Here is a 25,210-nt window from a genome sequence, read left to right as displayed (position 1 = left end):
GCCCGTCCGGGGCGCTGGGTATCTGCCTGTCGAGGCAACCAGGGCGGTTGCCGGACCAGTCGTAGGCGGATGTAGTTCAATGTCGGGAGCCTGGAAAACAGCGTCCATCGTCCCCAGCTGGAATGCTGATGTCACGGGCAACTGGAACCCATGACGCAGGGTATTGTCGCATGCGCCGATAATCACGGCTGGCGTGCAACCGATTTGTTGCCCGGTTTTTGCAGAAATCAACGATTCAAGTACTCGGACCAGAATGGCTCAATACGTTTTCTCGATGAACCACCTCACCAAGACCGTGCCGCCCAAGCGGCAGATCTTGAAGGACATCTCTCTCAGCTTTTTCCCGGGCGCCAAGATCGGCGTGCTGGGTCTGAACGGCTCGGGCAAGTCCTCGCTGCTCAAGATCATGGCTGGGGTGGACAAGGAATTCGAAGGCGAGGCGCTGCCCATGCAGGGCCTGTCCATCGGCTACCTGCCGCAGGAGCCGCAGCTCAATGCGGAGCACACCGTGCGCCAGGCCGTGGAAGAGGCCATGGCCGAAGTCAACGCGGCCCGCTCGCGCCTCGATGAAATCTACGCCGCCTATGCCGAACCCGACGCCGACTTCGACGCGCTGGCCGCCGAGCAAGGCGAGCTCGAAGCCAAGATCGCCGCTGCCGGCACCGACTCCGAGCACCAGTTGGAGATCGCTGCCGACGCCCTGCGCCTGCCGGCCTGGGATGCCGTGATCGGCAAGCTGTCCGGTGGCGAAAAGCGCCGTGTAGCCCTGTGCAAGCTGCTGCTGTCCAAGCCCGACATGCTGTTGCTTGACGAACCCACCAACCACTTGGACGCCGAGTCCGTGGAATGGCTGGAGCAATTCCTGCACCGCTTCACCGGCACCGTGGTGGCCATCACCCACGATCGCTACTTCCTGGACAACGCTGCCGAGTGGATTCTGGAACTGGACCGTGGCCACGGCATTCCCTACAAGGGCAACTACTCCGAATGGCTGTTCCAGAAGCAAAGCCGCCTGGAGTCCGAGCAAAAGGGCGAGGAAGCCCGCGCCAAGGCCCTGAAGAAGGAACTGGAGTGGGTTCGCCAGAACGCCAAGGGCCGCCAGACCAAGTCCAAGGCCCGTATCGCGCGCTTCGAGGAACTGAGCGATTTCGAATACCAAAAGCGCAACGAAACCCAGGAAATCTTCATTCCTGTGGCCGAGCGCCTGGGCACCCAGGTCATCGAGTTCAACAACGTCACCAAGAGCTTTGGCGACCGCGTGCTCATCGACAACCTGACCATGAACATCCCCGCTGGCGCCATCGTCGGCATCATCGGCCCCAACGGTGCCGGCAAGTCCACGCTGTTCAAGCTGATCGCGGGGCGCGAGCAGGCCGACTCCGGCGAAGTCATCGTGGGCCAGACGGTCAAGATGGCCTATGTGGAGCAGACGCGTGACGCGCTGGCCAACGACAAGACGGTGTGGGAAGACATCTCGGGCGGGCTGGACATCATCAACGTCGGCAAGTTCCAGATGGCCTCGCGCGCCTACGCTGGCCGCTTCAACTTCAACGGCCAGGACCAGCAAAAGAAGGTCGGCAACCTCTCCGGCGGCGAGCGCGGCCGCCTGCACCTGGCCAAGACGCTGATCCAGGGCGGCAACGTGCTGCTGCTGGACGAGCCCTCCAACGACCTGGACGTGGAAACCCTGCGCGCGCTGGAAGATGCGCTGCTGGAGTACGCGGGCACGGTGCTGGTGATCTCCCACGATCGCTGGTTCCTCGACCGTATCGCCACGCACATCCTGGCCGCCGAAGGCGATTCGCAATGGGTGTACTTCGACGGCAACTACCAGGAGTACGAAGCCGACAAGAAGAAGCGCCTGGGCGAAGAGGGCGCCAAGCCCAAGCGCATGCGCTACAAGGCACTGAAGTAAGCATCAAAGGCAAGCCTCAAAGCGCCTCCGGCACGGGCTGGAGCCTGTATTCTTCGGGCCATGAATCCTCCACCCGTTTCTGTTGCCGCGTTGCAAGCCTGCTTGGTGCAGGCCGTGCGTGGCTCGGAGGCGCTGATCCTGCGGCTGCTGCAGCGCACGGCGCATGCCATGGAGCAGGCCGACCAGCCGGGCTCCGGCCTGCCGCGCCGCGCTGAAATTCCCGAGGCGCTGGAGCTGCTGGCCCGCCACCGGGCGCCCATGCTCAAGGGCTATGGGCGGGCGCTGCTGGAATGCTTTGGTCAATCCGGCGGCGCTGCTGCCTGGCCCCCTGTGCCTGGCATGTCCGGTGCGTCAGGTGTGCCCGGCACCACCGATTTCGCCTCCCTCTCCCTCCTGGACGATTCCGTGCTGCAGTCGCAGCTGGCCCACCAGCGCCTGCTGCAGCATGTGGCGCCGCAGGTGGAGATCGCGCTGGCCGAGCTCGACGCCCTGGTCAGCGCCGTCCAGGGCCTGGACCGTGTCCAGCCCGAACGCAATCCGCTGCGGCCCCACAGCTATGTGCAGGCGCTGCAGCGCGTGATCGACGACACCGGGGTGGACCCCGGCTCCGCCGCCTGCTGGCTGGGTTTCATGCGCGAGCACCTGGGTGCGCTGCTGGTGTCCGAGTACGGCCATATCGCCCAATCCCTGCGTGACAAGGGGGTGCAGCCTGCGGCCTATGGCCTGGCGCCGGCACAGGCCCCTTTGCCCGAGGCGGGGCGCCGCCATTCCGACCTGCCGGGGCAAAGCCGCTGGCGGGCGCCTTCCCACTATGGCGATGCCGTGGCCCAGAGCCGCGCTTATGGCTCCTTTGGCCAGCAGGCCCAGGAAGATGAGCTGACGCGGCGCCTGGTGGCGGCCCTGCTGTCCGATCCACGCTGGATGGATTCGCACCGCGAGGCGCCCACTTCGGCGCCTTCTTCCATGTTGGCGCTGGCCCACACATCCTCCTATTCCGTGCCCGGGCAGGTTGCGCCGGCCATGGACGGCGCAAGCCGCCTGCAGACCACCGCCTGGCAGGGCAGCGAGACGGCACCCACCGTGCTGGCGGCGCTGCCCGAAGGCTGGACTTCGCTGAGCTGCATGGCGCTGGAGTCCGTGCAGCACCACTCGGCCCAGCTGGAGCAACTGATGCAGGCGCTGCAGCCGCCCGAGCAGCAGGAGCCCGCACCCGGCGTGCGCGCCGACGACGGCGCCGCGCTGCACACCCTGCAGCGCATGATGCGTTTCATGGCGGCCGACACGCGCCTGCTGCCTTCCGTGCAGCGCACCGTGGGCCGTCTGGAGCCGCTGCTGCAGCAGCTGGTGGTCCAGGACGCGCGCTTTTTTGAAGACCGCAGCCACCCCGCGCGCCAACTGCTTGATGAGCTGACGGCACGCAGCCTGTGGTTCGACAGTGAATCCGCGCCCGGCTACGGTCAATTCCTGCAGGTGGCCGATTCCGCCGCCATGCGGCTGGCGGCCCTGCAGCGTGCCGATGCGTCGGCCTTTGCCACGGTGCTGCAGCAACTGCGCGACGGTTGGGGCGGCAGCGGCATGCAGCCCGTGGGCCCTGGCGAAATGCCGGAAGGCGGCACGGTGACCGGACCTGTCTCGGCTGCGCTCAGGCATGTGGAAAGGCGGGGCGTGGACCCGCGCTGGCCCGAAACCGCCATGCCCAGGGCCGAGCAGATTGCAGCCGCCATCCGGCGCCTGCCCAGCGCCCAGGGCGTGCCCGATGACATTCTGGAATTCGCCACGGGACCCTGGGCCGAAGTGATCGCCAGCGTTCAGGAACCCGTGGACGGCAGCGAGGCCCGGGACCCCGGCGGCTATCTGGCCCTGGTGCCCAGCCTGCTGTGGAGCGTGTCGGCCCATGCGGGCCGCGATACCGACCGCCTGGTGGCGCTGGCCCCCCGGCTGCAGGCCCGGCTGCGCGCCGGCCTGCGCAGCGTGGGGCGTACGGAAGAGGAAATCCAGGCCTTTGCCGCGCGCCTGGCCGGCCTGCACCAGGATGCGCTGGATGCCGGTGTGGTCCGCCAGCCCATAGAGAGCGTGGACATTTATCTGGACTCCGTACCGCCGACCATCTACGGGTCGGACTCGGTGCTGGCGTCCCTGTCTTCCTCCACTGGTGCGGCAACGCTTGGCCAGACAACGCCAGGCTCCCTGGCGGCCCGTTTGCCGCAGTCGTTGTTTGGCGTGGCGGCCTCCCTGCCGGTGCCGCTCGATGTGCGGCAGCCGATGGCGGACGATATCGGCGCGCTGACCGAGCAGGATCTGGAACTGCCCGAGGCGCTGCAGGATGAGCTGCCGGCCACCCCGGCCACCCCGGCTGCACAAGCGCCGCAGGCCTTTGCGGGGCTTACGGGGCTTGCTGGGCTTGCCGCGCAGGCTGCGTTGGCCGGTGGCGAAGCCGCCCCGATGCCTGCCGAGCCCGCGCTGCCCCTGGAACCACCGCCGCCAGTGGCTCCCGTGGTGTCCGAAGACTGGGCGCTGGGCACCTGGGTGGAACTGTCCAACGCCCGGCAGTGCATTCGCACCCAGCTGACCTGGGTTAGTCCGCAGCAGACGCTGTTCCTGTTCACGGCCACCGATGGCAGCACCCAGTCCATGACGCGCCGCATGCGCGACAAGCTGCTGGCACAAGGGCAACTGCGGCGCGTGGACTGAGGCGCCTGCCGGACATGCGCCGGCGCCGATGGGGACGAATCGTGCCCAATTCGGGCCTTGCGGAGGTTGAGGCCTGAGGCCTGTCAAAAAGACAATGTCCTGCATCGGTGCGCTCCGGATCACGGGGCGCATCACCGAATAGACCCCACCAGCAGGAGACAGGAACCATGGCGCGTTTGAGGATAGGCATCGTCGGAGCAGGCATTGGCGGACTGGCGGCAGCCAATGCGCTGCACCAGGCAGGGCATGAAGTATTGGTGTTCGAGCAAAGCCGGCAGTTTCTGCGCGTGGGCGCGGACATCAACCTCACGCCCAATGCCGTGCGCGCCCTCGATGGCCTGGGCGCCGACATTGCCGCCGCCGTGCGCGCCAGCGCCGCCCGGCCCACGCACCGCATCAGCCGCAACTGGGACACGGGCGAGGAAACCTCGCGCCTGACCATGGGTGACGAGGCCGAGCGCAAGTACGGCGCCCCGCAGTTGACCATCCACCGCGCCGATCTGCTGGCCGCGCTGGCCGATGCCTTTCCGCTGGACCAGGTGCAGTTGGGCAAGCGTGCCAGCCAGATCACGCAGACGGGGCAAGGCGTGGACATCGCCTTCACCGATGGCAGCGAAGTGGCCGGGCTGGACGCACTCATTGGCGCGGACGGCATCCACTCCGTGGTGCGCGCGGCCCTGTTCGGTGCCGAGAGCCCGCGCTTCACGGGTGTGGTGGCCTTCCGCGCGGTGGTGCCCACCGAGCGCGTGCGCCATGTGCCCGACATCCAGGCCTTCACCAAATGGTGGGGCGCCACGCCGCAAAGCCAGATCGTGACCTTTCCGCTGAACCAGGGGCGCGACACCTTCATCTTCGCCACCACGGCCCAGGATTCCTGGCACGAGGAATCGTGGACCACGTCCGGCAGCGTCGAGGAGTTGCGCGGCTTCTACGCCGATTTCCATCCCGACGCCCGGGCTCTGCTCGACGCCTGCGATGGCGTGCTCAAGACCGCGCTGTACGAGCGCGATCCCCTGCCGGCCTGGTCGCAGGACCGCATCACGCTGCTGGGCGATGCCTGCCACCCGATGATGCCCTTCATGGCCCAGGGCGCAGGCATGGCCATCGAAGACGCCGTGGTGCTGGCCCGCAACCTGGATGCCGCCCCGGGTCCGCAGCAGGTGCCCGAGGTCCTGGCGCGCTACCAGGCCATGCGCATGCAGCGCACCAGCGAGATCCAGATCGGCTCGCGTGGCAACAACTGGCTGCGCGCCGGTGGCAATGCCGATGGCGTCTACGGCTACGACGCCTGGGCGGTTGCGCTGCAGGTCTGAACCCGGTCAGGGCCGGCAGGCGGCCAGCTCCCTGGCGCAGGGCAGCTCCAGCCCTTCTGCCGTGGTCAGCGACTGCGCTGCCAGCACGGCGCGCACCGTGGCCAGGGCCACGGCCTCGGCGGCCATGGCGGACAGGGTCAGCATGCCCAGCGAGTGCTCGGCCAGGCCCGTGCCCAGGGCGAACAGCGTGTCGCCATCGCTCATGGTGTGCACGGGGCGTATGGCGCGTGCCAGGCCGTCATGGGACACCACGGCCAGGCGCTGGGCCTGGACCTTGGTGATGCGCGCATCGGTGGCAATCACGCCGATGGTGGTGTTGGTGCCTGCCAGCAGCGGCCGGGGCTCTTCGCCGCGCAACAGGGCACGGCAGGTGTCGTGCAGCTGGCGGCCATCGGGGCTGCGCGCGCCGGCCAGCAGCGCGCCGCTGTGGGGGTCGACCACATCGCCCACGGCATTGCAGGCGATCAGGGCGCCCACGGTGACGCCATGCACGGTCAGCGAGGCCGTGCCAATGCCACCCTTCATGGCGCGATCCATGCCGAAGACCTTGCCCACGCAGGCGCCCATGCCGGCGCCCACATTGCCCTCGGCAGGCCGCGCGGCGCTGGCGGCCTGGCAGGCCGCATGGCCGGCATCGGCACCCGGGCGGATGCGGCTGTCGCCCACCGCCAGGTCGAACAGCACGGCGGCCGGCACGATGGGCACGCGGCCCACGCCCACATCCAGCCCTATGCCCTGCTCATCGAGCCAGCGCATGGCGCCGCTGGCCGCGTCCAGCCCCCATGCGCTGCCGCCTGAGAGCATGACGGCATGCACCTGCTGCACCAGGTTGGAAGGATGCAGCAGGTCGGTCTCGCGCGTGCCGGGGGCGGCGCCACGCACATCGCAGCCCCCCACGGCGCCGCCGCGCGCCAGCACGACGGTGCAGCCCGTGGGGCGGCGGGCATCGGTGTGGTGGCCTACCTCGATGCCCTGTACGCGGGTGATGGAGCCGGGGTCTGAGTCGGTGCTTGGCATGCGCTGCTCTGCTCGGTGATGGACAGGCCTTCACCTTAGCCGAAACGGCAGCCCTGCACCCGGTCTTCAGCGCAGCACTTCCAGCTGCGTGACCACGAAGGCGCCCTGGTCCTGCTCGGCGCGAAAGCGCACCTTGTCGCCGGCCTTGAGGGCGGGCTCGGGTGCAGCCACGCGCAGCTGGAAGACCATGGTCATGGGCGGCATGCCCAGGTTCTTGAGTTCGCCGTGGCGCAGCGTGACCTTGCTGGTGCGAGCATCCCAGCGCGTGACCTCGCCTTCGCTGAGGTCCTGGCTGGCGGCGGCAGGTTCGGTTTCGGCAGATTGCGCGCCATGCGCCGCATGGTCGTGGGCCGTGGCCTGGGCACCGGCCCAGGCCGGGATCAGCGCGGCGGCAAGGGCCAGGCGCACGGCAAGGGCGGTACGGGACGTACGGGAAACAAGGAGGGCTGTGTTGTGCATGGTGTGCTCCGGGGTTCAGCGGTAGCTGGTGAAGGTGCGGGTGGAAACGTCGCTGTTCATGAGGTTCTTGGTGATCAGCAGCACCTCGTAGGGGTCCTTGCGGCCGCCGTACTCGGGGCCGTCCATGCCAGGGCTGCCCACGGGCATGCCGGGCACGGCAATGCCCACCGCCTTGGGCTTTTGCTTGAGCAGCTTGTGCACGTCGGCCGCAGGCACATGGCCTTCGAGCGCATAGCCTTCGACCAGGGCCGTGTGGCAGGAGCCCAGGCGCGCCGGAATGCCCAGCTTGGCGCGCACGGCGCTGTTGCCGGTGTCGTGCACGGTGACGGCAAAGCCGTTTTGCTCCATGTGCACCACCCAGTCCTGGCAGCAGCCGCAGTTGGGGTCCTTCCAGACCTCGACCGGGATGCGGGCCGTGGGGGCAGCCGCCCACAGCGAAGGGGCGGCGAATGCCGCGCAGGCCAGTGCCATGCGGCGCAGCGCACTGCGGCGCGGGTGGGCGGATGCCATGCGTTCATGTTTCATGGGGTGCTCCTGAAGGGGGGAAGAAGCGGCGCGCTCATTGCGTCACCGTGATGGTTCCGCGCATGCCGGCCTGGTAGTGGCCGGGGATGAGGCAGGCAAAGTCGAAATTGCCTTCGCGGTTGAAATTCCAGACCAGGTCGCCGGATTTGCCGGGCGAGACATGGGCCATGTAGGGCTCGCCGTGCTCCATGGTGGGGAACTTGAGCATCATCTGCGCGTGCTCGTCCAGCGAGGCTGGCGTGCCCAGCACGATCTCGTGCATGACCTGGCCCTTGTTGGCCACGCGCAGGCGCACCGTCTCGCCGCGCTTGACGCTGATGCGCTCTGGCGTGAAGCGCATGTTGTCGCTCATGTGCAGGGTGATGGTGCGCCGGGCGGCCGAGGCATCGCCGGCAATGCCCCAGGGCTTTTGCTCCTTGATCGCGGCGGCCTTGGGAGCGTCATCGTGGGTTTCGCTGCCATGGGCGAAGACGGCAGCGGGGCCGGCGAGCAGTGCGGTGGCGAGGAGGAGGGCAAAGGTGTTCATGAGGTACTCCTTGGATGGCATCAGTGGTGCTCATGGCCCGCACCGGGCTTGCGCACGCTGGGTGCGCCGGGGGACTGGCCGGGCGTGGTCTGGCGCGGTGCGGAGGCTTCGGCCGCGGGCCCCTTCCACTCATAGGCCACGCTGCCCTTGGGGTGGGTGAACCAGCCCGGGTCGCCGTAGTCGTTGGCGCCCAACTGCTCGCGCACCTTGAGGGTGGTGAACATGCCGCCCATCTCGATGGGGCCGAAGGGGCCCGTGCCGGTCATCATCGGGAAGGTGTTGTCGGGCAGGGGCATTTCCATGGAGGCCATGTCGCCCATGCCGCGCTCGCCCATGACCATGTAGTCGGGCACGATCTTCTGGATCTTGCCGACCAGGCCCCGGTGGTCCACGCCGATCATGGTCGGCGTGTCATGCCCCATGGCGCCCATGGTGTGGTGGCTCTTGTGGCAGTGCAGGGCCCAGTCGCCCAGCTCGTCGGCGATGAACTCCACCTGGCGCATCTGGCCCACGGCCACGTCGGTGGTCACCTCGGGCCAGCGCGCGGACCGGGGCACGGGGCCGCCGTCGGTGCCCGTGACCTCGAATTCGTGGCCATGCACGTGGATGGGATGGTTGGTCATGGTCAGGTTGCCCACGCGCAGGCGCACCCGGTCGCCGCGCCTGGCGACGACGGGGCTGATGGCGGGGAACACCCGGCTGTTGAAGGTCCAGATGTTGAAGTCCGTCATCTCGGCCACGCGCGGCGTCATGGAGCCGGGCTCCACGTCGTAGGCCGACAGCAGGAAGGCGTAGTCGCGCTGGACCTCGGCGATCTGCGGGTGGGCCGCCTTCGGATGCGTGATCCACAGGCCCATCATGCCCATGGCCATCTGCACCATCTCGTCGGCATGCGGGTGGTACATGAAGGTGCCGGGACGGCGCGCCGTGAACTCGTAGACGAAGGTCTTGCCGGGCGGGATGTGCGGCTGGGTCACGCCGCCCACGCCGTCCATGCCGTTGGGCAGGCGCTGGCCGTGCCAGTGCACGGTGGTGTGCTCGGGCAGGCGGTTGGTCACGAAGATGCGGACCTTGTCGCCTTCCACGACCTCGATGGTCGGTCCCGGGCTCTGGCCGTTGTAGCCCCACATGTTGACGAAGAAGCCCGGAGCCACCTCGCGTACCACGGGCTCGGCCACCAGGTGGAATTCCTTGACGCCTGCGTTCATGCGCCAGGGCGTGGTCCAGCCGTTGAGCGTGACCACGGGGCGGTAGGGGCGGCCGTTGGGCGGTGCCAGCGGGGCGGCGGTTTCGGCCGAGGACTGGGTCGCTGCCTCGGGCAGGGCGGCCAGGGCCACGCGGCTGACGGCGGCGCTGGAGACAGCGGCCACGGCCGCGCCGGTGAAGAAGTTGCGGCGGTTCATGTCAGTGGCTCGCTGTGTTCGTGGGAGTGGGTGCGGCGGCGCTGGATGCGGCCTCGACCGTGCCTGGCGAGGTTCCGGCCAGAGCCAGCTGCAGGTCGGTGTCGGCCAGCCAGAAGTCGCGCTGGGCGTCGGTGGCGGTGGCCACGGCCTGGGCGCTGTTGCGGGCCTCGGCCAGCAACTCCCAGACGCTGACGAACATGCCGTTGTAGCGAAGCATGGTTTCGTCCTGGATGAAGCGGCGCAGCGGCAGCACCTCGGTCTGCTGCTGGTGGGCCAGGTCCCAGGCCGTGCGGTAGCGCATCCAGCTGCTGCGCGCCTCGGCCCGCGCCTGGATGGCGCCTTGCTGCAGTTGGGCCGCGCTGCGCTGGACCTCGGCACGTGCGCGGCCGCTGGCGGCGCCACCCCAGTCGAACAGCGGCAGGGGCAGGTCGATCTCCCAGCCGCGTGTCACATCGCTGTGGCCGGTGGCCCGGTCCGTGGCGGTGTTGCGGTTGTAGCCCAGGCCGATGTCGCCGAACATGGCGCCCAGGCGTGCCCAGCCACGGCGCTCGGCCAACTGGTCCAGGTCGCGGCGCAGTGCGCGCAGGTCCAGGCGCTCGCGCAGCGCGGTGGCTTCGGCATCGTCCCCGGCGCGCAACTGCGTGGCGGCCTGCGGGATGGCGGGCAGCTGGTCGGGCAGCTTGAAATCGATGCGCCGTCCCCACAGGCCCATCAGGCGGGCCAGTTGCTCATGCTCGGCCGTGGCGGCAAGGCGCGCACGCGCCAGCTGGGCTGCGGTGTCCTGCTGGATGCTGAGCTCGCGTGCCTGCTGCAGCCGGCTGAAGTTGCCCACGCGGGCCATGCGGCGCGCCAGCTCGGCCCCGGCCTCGGCCGCTTCGTGCATGCGCTCGCTGGACGCCAGTTGCTGGCGTGCGGCCACGGCGCGCAGCCAGGCGCGGCGAGTGTCGGCGGCCAGCCGCAGCACATCCTGCGCGGCGGTCAGGGTGGCCTGTTCCATCTGCATGCCCTGCCAGCGGCTGCGCCAGGGCAGGGTGATCAGGCTGACCAGGCCAAAGCTCAGCTGGCGCTCGATCTCGCGCTCGTCGCTGTTGACCATGCGGCCCAGAGCCAGCGTGGGGTTGGGCAGGGTCAGGGCCTGAACGCGTTCGGCATCCTGCACGCCCAGTTGCGCCAGGCGCGCTTGCAGGCCGGGGTTGTTGAGTAGTGCGATGCGCACGGACTGGTCCATGTCCAGCGGCTGGCGCAGCCACTCGTCGATGCGCTGCTGCGCCGCGTCGCGGGCCTGCAGATCGGTTGGCGGCAGTTCGGCGCCGTCCGGCAGGCGGCTGGCGGTATGGGATTGGACCGCGCCGCGCAGGCCGTCGGGCGAGATGCTGGCGCAGCCGGCCAGGGCCAGCACGGCAGCCATGGCGCCGACCAGCCGGGTGGGGGCGAAGAGGGTGCGCTTCATGGCCGGCCTCCGTGCTGCATGTGAGAGCCGTGCGGGGACGGCGCAGGCGTGGATCGACCGCCCTGGGCGGCTTCCCAGCGCAGGATGTCCATATGGCCGTTGGAAAACTCGGCCACGGCCGCATTGGCCTGGCGCCAGTCGGTCAGCTCGGTTTCCACGGCGCCACTGGCCGGCAGCGCGGCATGGCGCAGCGGCAGGCTGGCCGCAGCCGGATCGATGGCGCCTGTCAGGCCTGCGGAGGAAGAGGCCGGGGGGAGGCTGCCGTCATGGACCTGGGCCCATGCAGCGGGGCTGGAGACGGCAAGGGCTGCCAGCCCGAAATGGATGAGGGGGATGAGGGGGGCGAGAAAATGCGCACGGCGCATGGTGATCTCCTGAATGCGAAACGGACAACGCATCCGCGGCCGAGTGCCCTGCCATGCCCGTAAGCGGGCTGCCCATGGAGGGGCGGCAGGGATGGCGCGGACGCACTTCGGGCGTCAGGCTTCAGGAAATGGGTGGCTTGATGGCCTGCAGCTTGGCCGCGCTGGCAAAGCGCGTGCTGCCTTGGGGGCGCAGTGCGGCGGACGGCGCTGCGCCGTCCGAACCGATCTGGCCAGGAGTGAAAAGGGCCGAATGGCAGATGCCGCACAGGGTGCAGCTGGGACCGTGTTCATGTTCGCCGCAGCTGCCGCCCGCAGGGCCGCCGGCCTGGGAGGAGCAGTCTGCACTGTGCTCGGCGTGTGACGTATGCGAGGGCTGCTCCGTGGCGTGTGCCGGATGCCGTTCATGGCTGTCCGGCGACTGCGCGATCTCCGGCGCATGGTGGTGGAGTGCCGAGTCCGACGCCGATGCGACGGCCGGAGCCGGGACGCCCATCACCGGAGCCGCCCCCATGGCCATGGCGTCGCCCAGCAGGCCACGAAGGACCAGCAGCAGGACCAGGACAATGGACAGGGGGCGACGCATAGGCATGGATGATACCGGACGGTGCTGCGAAGTTCCTCAGGTGCGGGCCCTTCGCCCGGGCGGGCGGCGTGTGGCGCGCAGGGCCTCGGCGATCAGGGCCGATACGGCGGGCGGCATGTCCATGGGCAGGGTGGCAGGCACCGTGGCGCGGCCTGTGTTGCCGCGCGGCAGCCGGTCCATCAGGTGGCCTGCAGGCACCAGGGCCAGGCGCAGCAACTGGCCTGCCACCTCCCCGCCATCGCGCAGCTGCAGCGCATGGCGCAGCATCCAGCAGTGGGATCGCCAGTGCAGGCCCAGCAGTTGCTGGCCCAGCACATGGCTGGCCTCCAGCAGCAGCCAGCGCTGTGCGGGCGCCTGGTCCTGGCTTGAACGGAAGCTGTGCAGCAGGTGGGTGAAGGCGGCGCGGCGCTGGGCGTCGGTCATGCCGCCTCCCTGTCGCTGCCCCAGCGGCGCAGCCGCAGGCCGTTGGCGACCACCAGCAGGCTCACACCCATGTCCGCCAGCACAGCCAGCCACATGCTGGCGTTGCCGGCCAGGGCCAGTGCGAAGAACACCAGCTTGACGCCCAACGACAGGGCAATGTTCTGCCAGAGCACGGCGTGGGCGCTGCGTGACAGCTCCACCACTTCGGGCAGGCGGCGCAGGTCGTCGTTCATCAGCACCACATCGGCGGTTTCCATGGCCATGCCCGTGCTGTGCATGCCGCCCATGGCAAAGCCGATATCGGCCTGGGCCAGCGCCGGTGCGTCGTTGATGCCGTCGCCCGTCATGGCGGTGGGGCCGCGTGTGCGTTGCAGCTCGGCCAGTGCGTCGAGCTTGTCCTGGGGCAGCAGGCCGCCGCGCGCATCCTGGATGCCGGCTTCGGCAGCGATGGAGCGCACGGTGGCCGTGTTGTCGCCGCTGAGGACCACGGGCTGCACGCCCAGCGCCTGCAGGCGCGCCACGGCCTCGCGGGCCTGGGGTCGCAACGGGTCGGCTACGGCGAACAGGGCCCGCACGCCGCTGCTGTCGGCCAGCAGGGTCACGGTGCGGCCCTGGGCTTCGTGCATGGCCAGGCCGGCGCGCAGGGCGGCGCTGTCCCAGCCTTGCTCCTGCACCCAGCGCAGGTTGGCCAGGGTCCAGGGCTGACCATCGATCTCGGCCTGCACGCCACGGCCGGGCAGGGCCAGCAGCTTGCTGACCGAGGCCCGTGCGGCATCGGCGGCCACGCCGGCATCGGCCTGGAGGCCGGAAGCAATGGCGCGCGAGACCGGGTGGTCCGAGCGGCCGGCCAGGGCCAGGGCGCGCGCGGCGGGCAGGGCGGGGCCCGGGGTGGCGTCCTGGGGGGCATCCTCTTCGCTCCAGGACTTCCATTCGACGAGCTTGGGGCTGCCCGTGGTCAGCGTGCCGGTCTTGTCCAGGGCAATGGCGCGCAGCTTGCGGGCCGATTCCAGCGCCTGGCCGCCCTTGATCAGCAGGCCGCGGCGTGCCGCGGCCGTGAGCGCGCTGACCACGGTGACGGGGGTGGACAGCACCAGGGCGCAGGGGCAGGCGATGACCAGCAGGGCCAGGGCCTGGTAGGCCGCGTCATGCCAGCTCCAGTCCATGACCAGCGGTGCCAGCACCGCCAGCGCAATGGCCAGCACCAGCACGATGGGCGTGTAGACGGCGGCAAAGCGATCGACGAAGCGCTGGGTGGGCGCCTTGGAGGCCTGGGCCTGCTCCACGGCGTGGACGATGCGCGCAATCAGGCTGTCATTGGCCGCCGAGGTGACGCGCATCTGCAGCTCGCCATCCTGGTTGATGCTGCCGGCGTAGAGCTCGTCGCCCGGGGCCTTGTCGGCCAGGGCGCTTTCTCCGGTGATGGGCGCCTGGTTGACCGAGCTTTGGCCTCGCAGGACCACGCCGTCCAGCGGCACGCGCGCGCCGGGGGCCACGCGCACGGTGGCGTCCAGCGCCACGTCGGCGGCGGCCACGCGCTGCACGCTGCCATCGGGCTGGAGCACGTCGGCCGTCTCGGGCGCCATCTGCAGCAGGCTGCGGATGGCATTGCGCGCCCGGTCCATGGCCTGGTCCTCGATGCGCTCGGCCGCGGCGTACAGGGCCATGACCATGGCGGCCTCGGGCCACTGGCCGATGGCGAAGGCACCCGTGACGGCAATGGCCATCAGCGCGTGGATGCCCAGCTTCAGGCGCAGCACGTCGCGGATGCCGGCCTTGTAGACGCCCAGGCCCGACAGGGCAATGGCCAGCACGGCCACGGCCATGCCGCCGTATTGCAGGGCCGGCACGCCCCCCTGGGAGCCGCTGAACCAGTGGGCGGCTTCGGCCAGCACGGCTGCAATCAGCGCGGCCGTGATGCGCGGCCAGCCGGGCAGCACGCTGTGGTCGTGGCCGGCATGGGGATCGCTCTCGTCGTGACCGTGGTCATGGTCATGGGCGTGGGCGTGATCGTGGCCATGGTCCTCGCCATGCGCATGCGAGTGGCCTTGGGCCTTCTTGCGGGCCGGCGTGGGCTGGGTGATGGTGAAGGGCGCGCAGCAATCGGTGCCGCAGGCGGAAGACGGCGAAGTCGAGGCGGGCTTGGAAAGGGCAGGGGAGGCTTTCAGGGCCTCGTTGCCCTGAGGGCTTGGCAGGCGATTGGAGTTCATGCGAGCATTGGAAACGGTGAAGTCACTTCAAGGTCAAGCATGTCACAGCATGAATCTGCGCGCTGGCGCATCGGCGAGGCGGCCAAGCGTTCCGGCGTGGCCGCCGCCAACATCCGCTACTACGAGAAGGAAAGGCTGCTCAGTGCAGGCGTGCGCGAGGACAACCAGTACCGGCTGTACAGCGACAGCGATGTGCACCGGCTGCGCTTCATCCGCCTGTGCCGTGCCATGGACATGTCGCTGGACGAGGTCCGCACCCTGCTGGCGCTGGACGGCGCCAGCAAGGCCGACTGCGTGGCTGCCAACGAAACCCTGGATGCCCACTTGGGCCATGTGCGCGAGCGCCTGGCCGAGCTGCGCGCGCTGGAGCATGAGCTGATGCAGCTGCGCAGCCAGTGCGACGGGTCGGCCAGCTACTGCCATCTGATCGAGGCCCTGCATGCCCAGGCTGACGAGCCGCTGGCGCCTGCCCTGGGCAGCTCCGGCGCCAAGCGCCATGTGTAGCGCCGTCCGCAGCTGCCTGTCTTGCGCCGGCGTCCGACGGACCGTCCCGGTACGGCTCGCTATCATCGCCCGATGAGCCTCAGCCACGCAGCCCTGTCCCTTCCCGACCGCATCTGGGCGGCGCTGCGCGACCATGCGCTGGCCTGGTGGCGCAGCGTCTACCTGGGCGCCGTGCTGCTGGTGCTGGCCATGTCCCCTTCCAGCTACCGGCGCGGCGCACGGCGTGCCATGGCGCACCAGATCTATGTGCAGACCGGCCCCATCCTGCTGGGATTCACGGCGCTGGCGGCGCTGTTGTGCGCGGTGATCACGCGCATCGTCATCGTCACGGCGCTGAGCTATGGGCTGTCGCGCTATGCGCTGGAGATGGTGGTGCGCGTGCTGGTGATCGAGCTGATCCCGCTGACGGCCGCGCTGTTCGTGGCCATGCGCTGCACCATTCCCAATGGCACGCTGATTGCGCAACTGCGCGCGCGGGGCCAGCTCCAGGCCTGGCAGGAGCGCGGCTCCGACCCGCTGCGCATGGCCCTGGTGCCGCGCGCGGCCGGTGGCGTGTTTGCCTCGGTCACGCTGGCCGTGCTCAGCTGCGTGGTGGCCCTGGTCACCGTCTACCTGAGCGTCTATGGCTTCACGCTGGCGGGCCTGCCCGGCTATACGCGCATCTTCGGCCAGATCTTCACGCCGGCCGTGACCCTGGTCTTCGTGCTCAAGACCTGGTTCTTCAGCCTCACCGTGGCCATCATGCCCATGGCCTCGGGCCTGTATGCGCCGCTGCGGCGCCACCGGCTGGGCGGCGCGGCGCTGGGCGGCTTTGCGCGCATGTTTGCCGTGCTGCTGGTGATCGAGGTGATCTCGCTCATGGGCAACTATTACTGAGCACGCCCGCTGAACTCCACGAACCCCACATGCACGGCAAGGCCCGTGCCAGAACAAGGAATGCCATGACCGATACGCGGCGCACGCCGCCAGACCCCTGGGACGGCGAGGAAATCGAGGCCCTCAAGCCCGTGGCGCACCTGCGCGCCAAGGCCGCGGGCCTGCTGCTGTTCACGCTGGTGCTGATTCTTGGATCGGCCCTGTACCTGCTGTACTCGCGCGGCGTGTTCGACGCCACGCAGCGCCTGGTGCTCACGGCCGACGACTCCGAGGGCGTGAGCGTGGGCATGGACATGACCTTCTCGGGCTTTCCGATCGGGCGCGTGCGCCGCATCGAGCTGGCCGAGGACGGCAATGTGCGCATCCTCATCGACGTGCCGCGAAAGGACGCGCACTGGCTGCGCGAGTCCAGCGTCTTCACCCTGGTCAAGGGGCTGGTGGGGGGCACCACCATCAAGGCCTACAGCGGCATCCTCAGCGATCCACTGCTGCCCGACGAGGCCGTGCGCCCCGTGCTGCGCGGCGATGCCACGGCCGAGCTGCCGCAGATCATGTCCACGGCCAAGGAAGTGCTGGGCAACATCGCCCAGCTCACCGCGCCGGACTCGGCCCTGGGCGGGTCGCTGACCGAGCTGCGCGGCCTGGCCGGCCGGGCCCAGGGGCCGGGCGGCGTGCTCGGCGTGGTCATGGGCAGCGAGCAGGAGGCGCGCAAGGTCACGGCCCTGCTGGACCGCGCCAATGCCACGCTGGCCCGCATGGAGCGCATGGTGGCGCGGGCCGACAGCCAGGTGTTCGATGCCGGCGGCGTCATGCCCGAGGTGCGTTCCACCGTGGTGCAGCTCAACGGCTTGCTGGCCGACACCCGCCGCACGCTGGGCAAGGTCGACGCCGTGCTGGCCGAGGCCCAGGCCGTGGGCTCCAATGCGCGCGAGGCCACGGCCGACCTGGGCGCCCTGCGCGCCGAGGTGGAGGGCAACCTGCGCCGCCTGGAAGGCGTGCTGGCCGACCTGCAGCGCAAGTGGCCGTTTGCCCATCAACCGGAGTTGAAGCTGCCATGAGTGCTGCCGCCAAGAAACTTTCTGCCGCAACCCTCCTGGCGCGCCATGCCGTCGCCGGCGCCGTGCTGACCCTGGTGCTGGCCGGCTGCAGCAGCCGCCCGCCCGCGCCGGACTGGGCGCTCAATGCCGAATCTGCGTCCCAGCGCGCATCCACCGCCTACCTGGAAGGCCGCCAGCGCGTGCAGGCCATGGAATGGGACAAGGCCCGCACCGAGGTGGCCGCCACGGGCCGCACCGACCTGGCCGCGCGTCTGGAGCTGATGCGCTGCGCGGCCCAGGTGGCCAGTCTGGAATGGGATGACTGTCCCGGCTACCAGGCGCTGGCGCTTGACGCGGCGCCGGCCGAGGCAGCCTATGCGCGCTATTTGCAAGGCAGGCCCCGGCCCGAAGACGTTGCGCTATTGCCAGAATTACAGCGCCCCGTGGCGCAGGCGCTGCTGGGTGCACCTGCCTCCGCGCTGGCTGCCGTGGGCGCCATCAAGGAGCCGCTGCCGCAGCTGGTGGCGGCCGGCGCGGCCTTACGGGCGGGTGCGGCACAGCCGCAGTTGCTGGAGCTGGGTGCCGAAACCGCCTCGGCCCAAGGCTGGCGCCGTGCGGTGATGGCCTGGCTGCTGCTGCAGGCCAGGGCCCATGAGCAGGCGGGCGAGGTGGACAAGGCCCAGGCCGTCAGGCGCAGGCTGTCGCTGCTGGAGAAGACGGCCAGCAGTGGGGGCACATCGGCCGGCAAATGAAAACAGCGCCAGTCCGAAAGGGATGGCGCTGGGCAGGCATTTGCAGGCGTTTGCAGGGCTTACATCGACGACAGCAGGGCGCCCGGGTCTTTTTGCAGCAAGGTGTCTGCGGCCGGGGCGGCGCTGTCCAGCCAGAAGGTGGCAACGCTGGCGGCCAGGGCAAGCACGACCGTGGCGGTGAAGGCGATGAAGGGATGACGTCCGAAGGGGCTGGGTCTGCGCATGGTGGACCTCCTGTCTGGCAGCGCAGGCAGAGCATTGGGCTGGGCCTGGACTCCATTGCACACCGGATTGCGCAGCGCGGCTGTCGGACAATCGCTTTCTCTCTTGACGTTTGTAAAAAACTGCTGAGAGAAAATTTCTATCGATTTTCAAGAGGCCGAAAAAAAAGCGAGGCAGAGCCTCGCTGAAAGTTCGGGACGTAAGTCCCTGGCCCGTGCTGGCAGGCCAGGCGTCGCCTTAGAAACGGTGGCGGATACCCGCGATCAGGCTGGTGCCCGACTTCAGGTCCGTGATGCGGTCGTGCATCAGCACGGTGTACACATCGGTGCGCTTGGACAGGTAGTGGTCGTAGCCCAGGCTGGCCGTGGTGCGCGTGGAGTCCACGGCGCCGATTTCGGCCTTGGTGCGGGCCAGGGCTGCCTTGATGGTGCCGGCGCTGGTCACGGGCACGTCCAGGCCCAGCGAGTAGGTGCTGTTCTTGCGGTCCAGATCCTTGACCTTGGCCTGGCCGTAGGTTGCGTACAGCTTGGCCACTTCGAAGTTGTAGGTGCCGCCCAGCATCCAGTCGGTCTTGGTGGGCATCACGGCCAGGCTCACGGGATTGCTGATCTGGGCGCGCTCGTAGAAGGCCACCAGGCTCAGGGGGCCGCCGAAGTACATGGCGTTCACGCCGATGTTCTTCTTGCCGGAATCGCCGCCCTTTTCACCGAACTGGTAGTGGACGTTGGCCTGCAGGCCGCCGAACTTGGGCGTGGTGTAGACGACCTGGTTGCTCCAGCCGGTGTCGGACGGCGTGGTCAGGTTGGCCGAGCCCCAGGCTGCCGTGCCCACGTTGGCGTGCAGCACCAGCGGGGAGATGGTGAAGGAGTCGCCGAAGGGGTTGGTCAGGATGGTGGGCAGGAAGTTGGGCGACATGCCGCGGCCCAGACGCACCGTGCCGAAGCCGCCGGACAGGCCGACGTTGGCATCGCGCGAGAAGTACGGGTCACCATCGAAACGGCCGGGGCTGCCAGTGTCCACACGCATGAAGGCCGTCAGCTGGAAATCGACCTTCAGGCCGCCGCCCAGGTCTTCCTGGCCCTTCATGCCCCACCAGGAGGTGGTCATGCCGCCCGAACCCACGACACCCTTGCCGCTGGCATCGCCAGCCATGCGCATGGAGCCGGCATAGGCGTCCACCAGGCCAGTCAGCTGGACCGAGCTTTGGGCGTGTGCAGCGCCGGCGCAGGCCAGTGCAGCGGCCAGTGCGATGAAGGAACGTTTCATGTTGAGGAGTCTTTCATTGTTAGAGAGTGGAAACGGGTGGCCAGTGCTGTGACCGGGGCAGACGATGAACCAATCGCCCGGGCTGGGCTACGTGGCAAACCTGGGACAGTGGCGTTTTCGCATCAGGGGCGGGCTGGCGTCGGCACGTCTTTGCGGCCTGTGTGCAAGGCGGTCTTGACTGGCTAAGCCGCGTATTACAACGCATCCGAGCCATCGCGCCAGCCAGGAAGTGGTGTCTTTGACACAGTTATGACGAAACTTAATTTGTGTTTTGCACTCTCGCGGCTTGAACACTGCCGTGCACTGGGATGGGGCCGGGGCACCAGGCCTGTGCAGCAGGTCGTTGCAAGAGGGCTCAAAGGTCAATTCAGGGCTCCTTGTTCGTCGGTTGGGCGGTGGATTTGTGCCTGTTGCCAGGCCTTTGGCTGCAACTGATTGCAAACAGCGTGCCAGCTTGCAACCCGGCCATGGGCCAGGCATGGGCCCCATGAGCCGGGCATGTGCTTCCAGACGTGTCAGACTCGCGCCCATGTCCGAATCCACCCTGCTCGTTGCCGATGACCACCCGCTGTTCCGCGCCGCGGTGATCCATGTGCTGCGCGAGGCCTTGCCGCAGTTCGCCGTGCTGGAGGCCGCAAGCGCCGCCACGCTGGGCGCGGCGCTGCAGCAGCACCCCGAGATCGAGCTGGTGCTGCTGGACCTGGCCATGCCGGGGGCGCGCGGCTTTTCGGCGCTGCTGCATGTGCGCGGCGAGTACCCCGATGTTCCGGTGGTGGTGATTTCTTCCAATGACCACCCGCGTGTGATCCGCCGTGCGCAGCAGTTCGGTGCTGCGGGCTTCATTCCGAAATCGGCGCCGGCCGAGGCCATAGGCACGGCCCTGCAGGAGGTGCTGGACGGCGGCAGCTGGTTCCCGCCCATGGCCGCCGAGCGCTCCGAGGCCGACGCCGCGCTGGCCGCGCGGCTGGCCCAGCTCACGCCCCAGCAGTTCCGCGTGCTGCTGTGCCTGGCCGACGGCCTGCTCAACAAACAGATCGCCCACGAGCTGGGGCTGGCCGAGAACACCGTCAAGGTGCATGTGACGGCCATTCTCAAGAAGCTGGAGTGCTACAGCCGCACGCAGGCGGCCGTGCTGGTCAAGAGCCTGGAGAACGACGGCACGGTCTGAACGCCAGTCCCTGCCGTGCCACGTCTATCGGTGGCGCAGCAGCATCTGGCTCATGAGCGCGCGCAGCGCGGGCGGGCGCACGGGCTTGGCCAGAAAGCCCCAGCCGCGCTCGGCCGCCTGGCGGCGCACCATGCCGTCGCGCTCGGCCGTGACCAGTATCACGGGCGGCGACTGGCCCCAGCGCTGGCACAGCTGCGCGTAAACATCGGGGCCGTGCAACTGGCCCAGGCGCACATCGAGCAGCACCAGCTGCGGCGCTTCGCCGGGCGCGGCCAGCGCCAGCGCCTCGGCCGGGCCACCGGCCAGCGGCACGTTGCAGCCCCAGCGCTGCAGCAGGGCGCGCATGGCGGTGCAGGACTGGGCATCGTCTTCCACGTACCAGGCGCTCATGCCCTGCAGCGGTGCGTCCTGGCCTGCCTCGCCGGAATGCGTGGCCGCGGCGATCTGCGGCACGGCTGCGGGATCGCCCAGCGGCACGCAGACCCAGAACACGCTGCCCCGGCCCAGGTGCGAGCGCAGGCCGATCTCGTGGCCCAGCAGGCGGCCCAGGCGCTCGACGATGGCCAGTCCCAGCCCGGCGCCACGGTCGTCGCCATGGCCTTCGTCCAGGCGGCGGAATTCCTCGAAGATCTCGTGCTGCAGGCTTTCGGGAATGCCCGGTCCCTGGTCGTGCACCTCGATGCGCAATTGCTGGCCCTGGCGCCTGCAGCCGATGACGATGCGGCCCTGGCGCGTGTAGCGTATGGCGTTGGACAGGAAGTTCTGCAGGATGCGGCGCAGCAGGGCCTCGTCGCTGCGCACCACGCAGCGCGTGTCCACCGCGCTCAGGCGCAGGCCCCGGCTTTCGGCCAGGATGCCGAAGTTGTGGCGCATGACCTGCAGCAGCGGGCCCAGCGCGAAGTCACGCACGCGCACCTCCAGCTGGCCCGATTCCATGCGCGAGATGTCCAGCAGGCTGCCCAGGATGGCGTCCTGCGCGGCCAGGGCGCCGTCGATGCTGTCGGCCACATGGCGGCCCGCGTCGTCATGCAGATGGCTGCGCAGCAGGGAGCTGAACATGCGCGCGGCGTTCAGCGGCTGCAGCAGGTCGTGCACGGCGGCGGCCACGAAGCGGGTCTTGTAGCGGTTGGCCTGCTCGGCCTCGCGCTTGGCTTCGGCCAGGTCGCGCGTGCGCTCGGCAATGCGCTGCTCCAGCGCATCGGCCAGCGAGCGCAGTTCGCGCGCGGCGTTCTTGTAGCTGGTGATGTCGGCGTAGCTGGTGACGAAGCCGCCATCGGGCAGCGGGTTGCCGCGGATCTCCAGCACCGTGCCGTCGTCCTTGGTGCTTTCGCGCAGATGCGGGCTGCCGCTGCGCAGATGCTGCAGCCGCCGGTGGATGGCCTCCTCGATGGGGCCGGGCCCCAGCAGGCCGCGCCGGGCGTTGTAGCGGAACAGGTTCTCGATGGGCTGGCCCGTGCGCAGCAGTTCGGAGGGAAACCGGAACAGCTCCACGTAGCGCGAGTTCCAGGCCACCAGGTTGAGGTCGGCATCGATCACCACCACGCCCTGGGGCAGGTGCTCCAGGCTGCGGCTCAGGCCCGTGTCGGCCTGGCGCGCGGCCTGGACGATGCCGTCCTGGGCCGTGCGCAGCTCCTGGGCATGCTGGCGCAACACGGTCTCCAGCTCCAGGCGGCTGCGCAGGCGCAGCGCGGCCAGCCGCCTGCGCTGGCGCACGAACAGCACCAGCAGGCCCAGGGCCAGCCAGCCGCCCGCAGCGGCCGCCGCCGCCCAGCGGCTGGCCACGGTGCTGGCCTGCGTGTCGTGCAGCAGGTGCAACTGCCAGTCGCTGCCGGGCAGGGGCAGGGTCTGCCACAGCGTGGTGCCGGGCAGGGCGGGCTCCTGCATCTGCACCAGGCGGCTGCCTTGCTCCAGGCCCTGTCGCACCCGGTAGCGCATGGGGTGCAACTCCTGGTCGATGTACTGGCGCGTGGCGGCCAGGTCCGCCTCGTCGATGGGGCTCAGGGGGGACAGCAGGCGGTAGCGCCAGTCGGGCTGGCTGGCCAGGAAGACCACGCCGTGCTCGTCCGAGGCCATGACCACGTCGGGCGTCTGCAGCCATTCGCGCTCCAGCTCCAGCAGCGCGATCTTGATCACCACCAGGCCCGCGACGGCGTTCTGTTCGTCCAGGATGGCCTGCGACAGGAAGTAGCCCGGCAGGCCCGTGGTCAGGCCGATGCCGTAGAAACGCCCGCTGCCGCGCGACAGCGCCTGCTGAACATAGGGCCTGAAGCTGTAGTCCACGCCCACGTTGCTGCGCGTCTCGCGCCAGTTGCTGGCGGCCAGGGCCGTGCCGTGGCGGTCGATCAGGGTCAGCGTGGACGACTGGCTGGCGCCGTTGGCCTGCTCCAGCTTGCGGTTGAGGGCATCGACCTCGGCGGCGGACAGCGGATGGGTGAGGGCGGCGCGCAATTGCGCGTCCAGCGCCAGCACCTCGGGCAGGGTGCGGTAGCGGTCTATGCGCTGGCCCAGGGCCTGGGCGTAGAGGCTGAGCTGGCGCTGCACGCTTTCGGCCTCGCCGCGCAGGGCGCGGTGGTAGACCAGCTCACCGGCCAGCAGCATGCAGGCGAGCATGCCGCCGAACAGCAGCAGCAGGGTCCAGAAGGAACGGCGTGAAGGGCGTCGAACGGGTTGGGGCATGGTGGTCTGGACCCGATTGGGCGCCAGCTTGGTGCCTTCCAGGGGCGGGAAGGGGTTGGGGATTACCCTGATTCTGCGTGCATTCTCCCTGGGAGAGCACCTGCGCCTAATACCAATAGGTTATCGGCGCCGGAGCACGCCAGCGGTACAACCTGGACCTCGCCGCACCTTGGTGGTGCGTCCACCCCCACACAGTCCCGCCGGAGCCGCACCATGCATGCCGTCCCCACCCACGCCGCCAGCCCCGAGCGGCTGCCTTTCTACCGCCAGCTGTATTTCCAGGTGGTGGTCGCCATCGTGGCAGGCGTGCTGCTCGGCCACTTCGAGCCCCAGTACGCCGAGCAGTTCAAGCCGCTGGGCGATGCCTTCATCAAGCTGGTGAAGATGATCATCGCGCCGGTGATCTTCCTGACCATCGTCACCGGCATTGCGGGCATGACGCACCTGCGCACCGTGGGCCGCGTGTTCCTCAAGGCCATGGCCTACTTCCTGTTCTTCTCCACGCTGGCCCTGGTGGTCGGCATGGTGGTGGCGCACGTGGTGCAGCCCGGCGCGGGCATGAACATCAACCCGGCCGACCTGGACCAGGCCGCCGTCAAGGGCTATGTGGCCAAGTCGCACGAGCTGACGCTCACCGGCTTTGCCATGGACATCATTCCCAAGACGCTGGTCAGCCCCTTCGTGGGCGACAACATCCTGCAGGTGCTGTTCGTGGCCGTGCTGTTCGGCATCTCGCTGGCCATGGTCGGTGATGCGGGCAAGCCCGTGCTCAACTTCCTGGAGGCGCTGACGGCCCCCGTGTTCAAGCTGGTCGGCATCCTGATGAAGGCTGCGCCGCTGGGAGCCTTTGGCGCCATCGCCTTCACCATCGGCAAGTTCGGCCTGGGTTCGCTGGTGAACCTGGCCTGGCTGGTGGGCTCGTTCTACATCACCTCGCTGCTCTTCGTGGTCGTGGTGCTGGGCTTCGTGGCGCGGCTGTGCGGCTTTTCGGTGCTCAAGCTGGCGCGTTACCTGAAGGCGGAACTGCTGCTGGTGCTGGGCACTTCGTCCTCGGAATCGGCCCTGCCTTCGCTGATGCAGAAGATGGAGCGCGCCGGCTGCGGCAAGTCCGTCGTGGGCCTGGTCGTGCCCACGGGCTACTCCTTCAACCTGGACGGCACCAACATCTACATGACGCTGGCCGCGCTGTTCATCGCCCAGGCCACCAACACCCACCTGACGCTGGGCCATGAGATCGCGCTGCTGCTGGTGGCCATGCTCAGCTCCAAGGGCGCTGCCGGCGTGACCGGCGCTGGCTTCATCACCCTGGCCGCCACGCTGGCCGTTGTGCCCGAAGTGCCTGTGGCCGGCATGGCCCTGATCCTGGGCGTGGACCGCTTCATGAGCGAGTGCCGCTCGCTCACCAACTTCATGGGCAACGCCGTGGCCACCGTGGTGGTCTCGCGCTGGGAAAACGAGCTGGACTACAGCAAGCTCAATGCGGCCCTGGACGGAGAGCCTGAGAAGGCCCTGCCTTCCGAGGCCGCCGTGGCCAAGGCCTGAGAACGCCCTGGCCAGGGCAAGGGCCGGTAAAGGCCCACCCGACGATGCCTCGCGCCGCCCAAGGGTGGCGCGAGGCATTTCTACTCGATCTAATGGCAGCAAGTCCTTGCCTGGTTCGGGCCGGCAGGACATCTGCACGGGCGTTGTCCCCTTGGCTCCAATTCATCGTCGGTTCTGATTCAACCCTCAGCCCGGCCGGGTCAAGTCCGGGTGGGCCGGCTCTTGCGGGGCGGCTGCCGCGCCGCTTGGCTGTATTCTTGGTGCTTCGCTTCACGCAGCCTTGCGGCCGT

At 69.0% G+C, this 25,210-nt stretch carries 22 protein-coding genes; 9 read left to right on the top strand and 13 right to left on the bottom strand.

The genetic code is table 11. From position 1 onward, the window contains the following. The first annotated feature begins 253 nt into the window (after nucleotides 1-253). The 3 genes from ettA (at nucleotide 254) to LGR64_RS15295 (ending at nucleotide 5,919) form a co-directional block, all read left to right on the top strand. A complete protein-coding gene (gene ettA / locus LGR64_RS15305) occupies nucleotides 254-1,915 on the top strand; it encodes an energy-dependent translational throttle protein EttA (RefSeq protein ID WP_013803101.1) in 1,662 nt (553 codons plus the stop codon). Nucleotides 1,916-1,975: 60 nt separating this feature from the next. Continuing rightward, nucleotides 1,976-4,606, top strand: a complete 2,631-nt coding sequence (locus LGR64_RS15300; protein WP_141833721.1) for a DUF1631 family protein — start codon at nucleotides 1,976-1,978, stop codon at nucleotides 4,604-4,606. Nucleotides 4,607-4,773: 167 nt separating this feature from the next. Then, the gene (locus tag LGR64_RS15295) at nucleotides 4,774-5,919 is read left to right on the top strand and encodes an FAD-dependent monooxygenase (RefSeq protein ID WP_141833718.1); all 1,146 of its coding nucleotides are present in this window, start codon (nucleotides 4,774-4,776) and stop codon (nucleotides 5,917-5,919) included. Between the two features lie 6 nt (nucleotides 5,920-5,925). Here LGR64_RS15295 and LGR64_RS15290 read toward each other — a convergent pair whose 3' ends face one another. The 10 genes from LGR64_RS15290 to LGR64_RS15245 all read right to left on the bottom strand — a co-directional run bounded on the left by LGR64_RS15290 (nucleotide 5,926) and on the right by LGR64_RS15245 (nucleotide 14,877). Continuing rightward, nucleotides 5,926-6,936, bottom strand: a complete 1,011-nt coding sequence (locus LGR64_RS15290; RefSeq protein ID WP_034392050.1) for a P1 family peptidase — start codon at nucleotides 6,934-6,936, stop codon at nucleotides 5,926-5,928. A gap of 66 nt (nucleotides 6,937-7,002) precedes the next feature. Next, nucleotides 7,003-7,395 carry a copper-binding protein gene (locus LGR64_RS15285; RefSeq protein ID WP_047474281.1) on the bottom strand — a complete coding sequence of 131 codons (393 nt, stop codon included), beginning with the start codon at nucleotides 7,393-7,395 and terminating at the stop codon, nucleotides 7,003-7,005. Nucleotides 7,396-7,410: 15 nt separating this feature from the next. Further along, nucleotides 7,411-7,920: a DUF411 domain-containing protein gene (locus tag LGR64_RS15280; protein ID WP_141833715.1), complete on the bottom strand. Its 510-nt coding sequence runs from the start codon at nucleotides 7,918-7,920 to the stop codon at nucleotides 7,411-7,413. A 34-nt stretch (nucleotides 7,921-7,954) separates the two neighbouring features. Further along, nucleotides 7,955-8,446 carry a cupredoxin domain-containing protein gene (locus LGR64_RS15275; RefSeq protein ID WP_230355987.1) on the bottom strand — a complete coding sequence of 164 codons (492 nt, stop codon included), beginning with the start codon at nucleotides 8,444-8,446 and terminating at the stop codon, nucleotides 7,955-7,957. A gap of 20 nt (nucleotides 8,447-8,466) precedes the next feature. Next, entirely contained in the window at nucleotides 8,467-9,849 is a 1,383-nt protein-coding gene (locus tag LGR64_RS15270) for a multicopper oxidase family protein (protein ID WP_034392056.1), read from the bottom strand. Between the two features lies 1 nt (nucleotide 9,850). Continuing rightward, a complete protein-coding gene (locus tag LGR64_RS15265) occupies nucleotides 9,851-11,299 on the bottom strand; it encodes a TolC family protein (RefSeq protein WP_141833710.1) in 1,449 nt (482 codons plus the stop codon). Then, nucleotides 11,296-11,664, bottom strand: coding sequence for a hypothetical protein (locus tag LGR64_RS15260; RefSeq protein WP_141833707.1), 369 nt, complete (start codon nucleotides 11,662-11,664; stop codon nucleotides 11,296-11,298). Before LGR64_RS15260 ends, LGR64_RS15265 begins: the two co-directional genes overlap by 4 nt. 121 nt (nucleotides 11,665-11,785) lie before the next feature. Further along, nucleotides 11,786-12,253, bottom strand: a complete 468-nt coding sequence (locus LGR64_RS15255; protein WP_141833704.1) for a hypothetical protein — start codon at nucleotides 12,251-12,253, stop codon at nucleotides 11,786-11,788. Between the two features lie 30 nt (nucleotides 12,254-12,283). Continuing rightward, the gene (locus tag LGR64_RS15250; RefSeq protein WP_230355985.1) at nucleotides 12,284-12,670 is read right to left on the bottom strand and encodes a DUF3703 domain-containing protein; all 387 of its coding nucleotides are present in this window, start codon (nucleotides 12,668-12,670) and stop codon (nucleotides 12,284-12,286) included. Further along, the gene (locus LGR64_RS15245; protein ID WP_141833701.1) at nucleotides 12,667-14,877 is read right to left on the bottom strand and encodes a heavy metal translocating P-type ATPase; all 2,211 of its coding nucleotides are present in this window, start codon (nucleotides 14,875-14,877) and stop codon (nucleotides 12,667-12,669) included. Before LGR64_RS15245 ends, LGR64_RS15250 begins: the two co-directional genes overlap by 4 nt. Before the next feature lie 39 nt (nucleotides 14,878-14,916). On the opposite strand from LGR64_RS15245, the gene LGR64_RS15240 reads away from it, so the two are divergent. From LGR64_RS15240 to LGR64_RS15225, 4 genes are all read left to right on the top strand, one after another. Further along, nucleotides 14,917-15,381, top strand: coding sequence for a Cd(II)/Pb(II)-responsive transcriptional regulator (locus LGR64_RS15240; protein ID WP_012204764.1), 465 nt, complete (start codon nucleotides 14,917-14,919; stop codon nucleotides 15,379-15,381). A gap of 72 nt (nucleotides 15,382-15,453) precedes the next feature. Beyond that, the gene (locus LGR64_RS15235) at nucleotides 15,454-16,257 is read left to right on the top strand and encodes an MlaE family ABC transporter permease (RefSeq protein ID WP_012204765.1); all 804 of its coding nucleotides are present in this window, start codon (nucleotides 15,454-15,456) and stop codon (nucleotides 16,255-16,257) included. 65 nt (nucleotides 16,258-16,322) lie between these two features. Next, entirely contained in the window at nucleotides 16,323-17,315 is a 993-nt protein-coding gene (locus LGR64_RS15230) for an MlaD family protein (protein ID WP_141833698.1), read from the top strand. After that, the gene (locus LGR64_RS15225; protein WP_141833695.1) at nucleotides 17,312-18,046 is read left to right on the top strand and encodes a hypothetical protein; all 735 of its coding nucleotides are present in this window, start codon (nucleotides 17,312-17,314) and stop codon (nucleotides 18,044-18,046) included. The genes LGR64_RS15230 and LGR64_RS15225 overlap by 4 nt, the downstream gene beginning before the upstream one ends. Nucleotides 18,047-18,105: 59 nt before the next feature. Here the strand turns inward: LGR64_RS15225 and LGR64_RS15220 are convergent, their stop codons facing one another. Together LGR64_RS15220 and LGR64_RS15215 are read right to left on the bottom strand one after the other, a co-directional pair. After that, nucleotides 18,106-18,270, bottom strand: coding sequence for a hypothetical protein (locus tag LGR64_RS15220; RefSeq protein WP_169807218.1), 165 nt, complete (start codon nucleotides 18,268-18,270; stop codon nucleotides 18,106-18,108). A 235-nt stretch (nucleotides 18,271-18,505) separates the two neighbouring features. Beyond that, nucleotides 18,506-19,534, bottom strand: coding sequence for a porin (locus LGR64_RS15215; RefSeq protein WP_096915884.1), 1,029 nt, complete (start codon nucleotides 19,532-19,534; stop codon nucleotides 18,506-18,508). A gap of 529 nt (nucleotides 19,535-20,063) precedes the next feature. On the opposite strand from LGR64_RS15215, the gene LGR64_RS15210 reads away from it, so the two are divergent. After that, nucleotides 20,064-20,702 (top strand): LuxR C-terminal-related transcriptional regulator, encoded by a 639-nt coding sequence (locus LGR64_RS15210; RefSeq protein WP_034392075.1) that lies wholly within the window; start codon nucleotides 20,064-20,066, stop codon nucleotides 20,700-20,702. Nucleotides 20,703-20,726: 24 nt separating this feature from the next. Here LGR64_RS15210 and LGR64_RS15205 read toward each other — a convergent pair whose 3' ends face one another. Continuing rightward, on the bottom strand, nucleotides 20,727-23,378 hold the full coding sequence (locus LGR64_RS15205; RefSeq protein ID WP_141833692.1) for a hybrid sensor histidine kinase/response regulator: 2,652 nt from the start codon (nucleotides 23,376-23,378) through the stop codon (nucleotides 20,727-20,729). A gap of 213 nt (nucleotides 23,379-23,591) precedes the next feature. Here LGR64_RS15205 and LGR64_RS15200 point away from each other — a divergent pair, with 213 nt between their 5' ends. After that, nucleotides 23,592-24,920, top strand: a complete 1,329-nt coding sequence (locus LGR64_RS15200) for a dicarboxylate/amino acid:cation symporter (RefSeq protein WP_096915886.1) — start codon at nucleotides 23,592-23,594, stop codon at nucleotides 24,918-24,920. Nucleotides 24,921-25,210 lie beyond the last annotated feature (290 nt).

Origin of the sequence: Delftia sp. Lp-1 (assembly GCF_020523835.1) — a bacterium.
GTDB lineage: Bacteria > Pseudomonadota > Gammaproteobacteria > Burkholderiales > Burkholderiaceae_C > Comamonas > Comamonas acidovorans.
The sequence above is the reverse complement of the archived record's forward strand: the minus strand, read 5'-3'. Positions and strand labels throughout refer to the sequence as shown.

Bases quoted from the DNA above. Each gene is read 5' to 3' on its own strand.
- LGR64_RS15210 (WP_034392075.1), top strand. From the start codon at position 20,064: ATGTCCGAATCCACCCTGCTCGTTGCCGATGACCACCCGCTGTTCCGC.
- LGR64_RS15300 (WP_141833721.1), top strand. From the start codon at position 1,976: ATGAATCCTCCACCCGTTTCTGTTGCCGCGTTGCAAGCCTGCTTGGTG.
- LGR64_RS15260 (WP_141833707.1), bottom strand. From the start codon at position 11,664: ATGCGCCGTGCGCATTTTCTCGCCCCCCTCATCCCCCTCATCCATTTC.
- LGR64_RS15205 (WP_141833692.1), bottom strand. From the start codon at position 23,378: ATGCCCCAACCCGTTCGACGCCCTTCACGCCGTTCCTTCTGGACCCTG.
- LGR64_RS15235 (WP_012204765.1), top strand. From the start codon at position 15,454: ATGAGCCTCAGCCACGCAGCCCTGTCCCTTCCCGACCGCATCTGGGCG.
- LGR64_RS15225 (WP_141833695.1), top strand. From the start codon at position 17,312: ATGAGTGCTGCCGCCAAGAAACTTTCTGCCGCAACCCTCCTGGCGCGC.
- LGR64_RS15240 (WP_012204764.1), top strand. From the start codon at position 14,917: ATGTCACAGCATGAATCTGCGCGCTGGCGCATCGGCGAGGCGGCCAAG.
- LGR64_RS15245 (WP_141833701.1), bottom strand. From the start codon at position 14,877: ATGAACTCCAATCGCCTGCCAAGCCCTCAGGGCAACGAGGCCCTGAAA.
- LGR64_RS15255 (WP_141833704.1), bottom strand. From the start codon at position 12,253: ATGCCTATGCGTCGCCCCCTGTCCATTGTCCTGGTCCTGCTGCTGGTC.
- LGR64_RS15265 (WP_141833710.1), bottom strand. From the start codon at position 11,299: ATGAAGCGCACCCTCTTCGCCCCCACCCGGCTGGTCGGCGCCATGGCT.
- LGR64_RS15285 (WP_047474281.1), bottom strand. From the start codon at position 7,395: ATGCACAACACAGCCCTCCTTGTTTCCCGTACGTCCCGTACCGCCCTT.
- LGR64_RS15270 (WP_034392056.1), bottom strand. From the start codon at position 9,849: ATGAACCGCCGCAACTTCTTCACCGGCGCGGCCGTGGCCGCTGTCTCC.
- LGR64_RS15220 (WP_169807218.1), bottom strand. From the start codon at position 18,270: ATGCGCAGACCCAGCCCCTTCGGACGTCATCCCTTCATCGCCTTCACC.
- LGR64_RS15230 (WP_141833698.1), top strand. From the start codon at position 16,323: ATGACCGATACGCGGCGCACGCCGCCAGACCCCTGGGACGGCGAGGAA.
- LGR64_RS15280 (WP_141833715.1), bottom strand. From the start codon at position 7,920: ATGAAACATGAACGCATGGCATCCGCCCACCCGCGCCGCAGTGCGCTG.
- LGR64_RS15275 (WP_230355987.1), bottom strand. From the start codon at position 8,446: ATGAACACCTTTGCCCTCCTCCTCGCCACCGCACTGCTCGCCGGCCCC.
- LGR64_RS15215 (WP_096915884.1), bottom strand. From the start codon at position 19,534: ATGAAACGTTCCTTCATCGCACTGGCCGCTGCACTGGCCTGCGCCGGC.
- LGR64_RS15200 (WP_096915886.1), top strand. From the start codon at position 23,592: ATGCATGCCGTCCCCACCCACGCCGCCAGCCCCGAGCGGCTGCCTTTC.
- ettA (WP_013803101.1), top strand. From the start codon at position 254: ATGGCTCAATACGTTTTCTCGATGAACCACCTCACCAAGACCGTGCCG.
- LGR64_RS15290 (WP_034392050.1), bottom strand. From the start codon at position 6,936: ATGCCAAGCACCGACTCAGACCCCGGCTCCATCACCCGCGTACAGGGC.
- LGR64_RS15295 (WP_141833718.1), top strand. From the start codon at position 4,774: ATGGCGCGTTTGAGGATAGGCATCGTCGGAGCAGGCATTGGCGGACTG.
- LGR64_RS15250 (WP_230355985.1), bottom strand. From the start codon at position 12,670: ATGACCGACGCCCAGCGCCGCGCCGCCTTCACCCACCTGCTGCACAGC.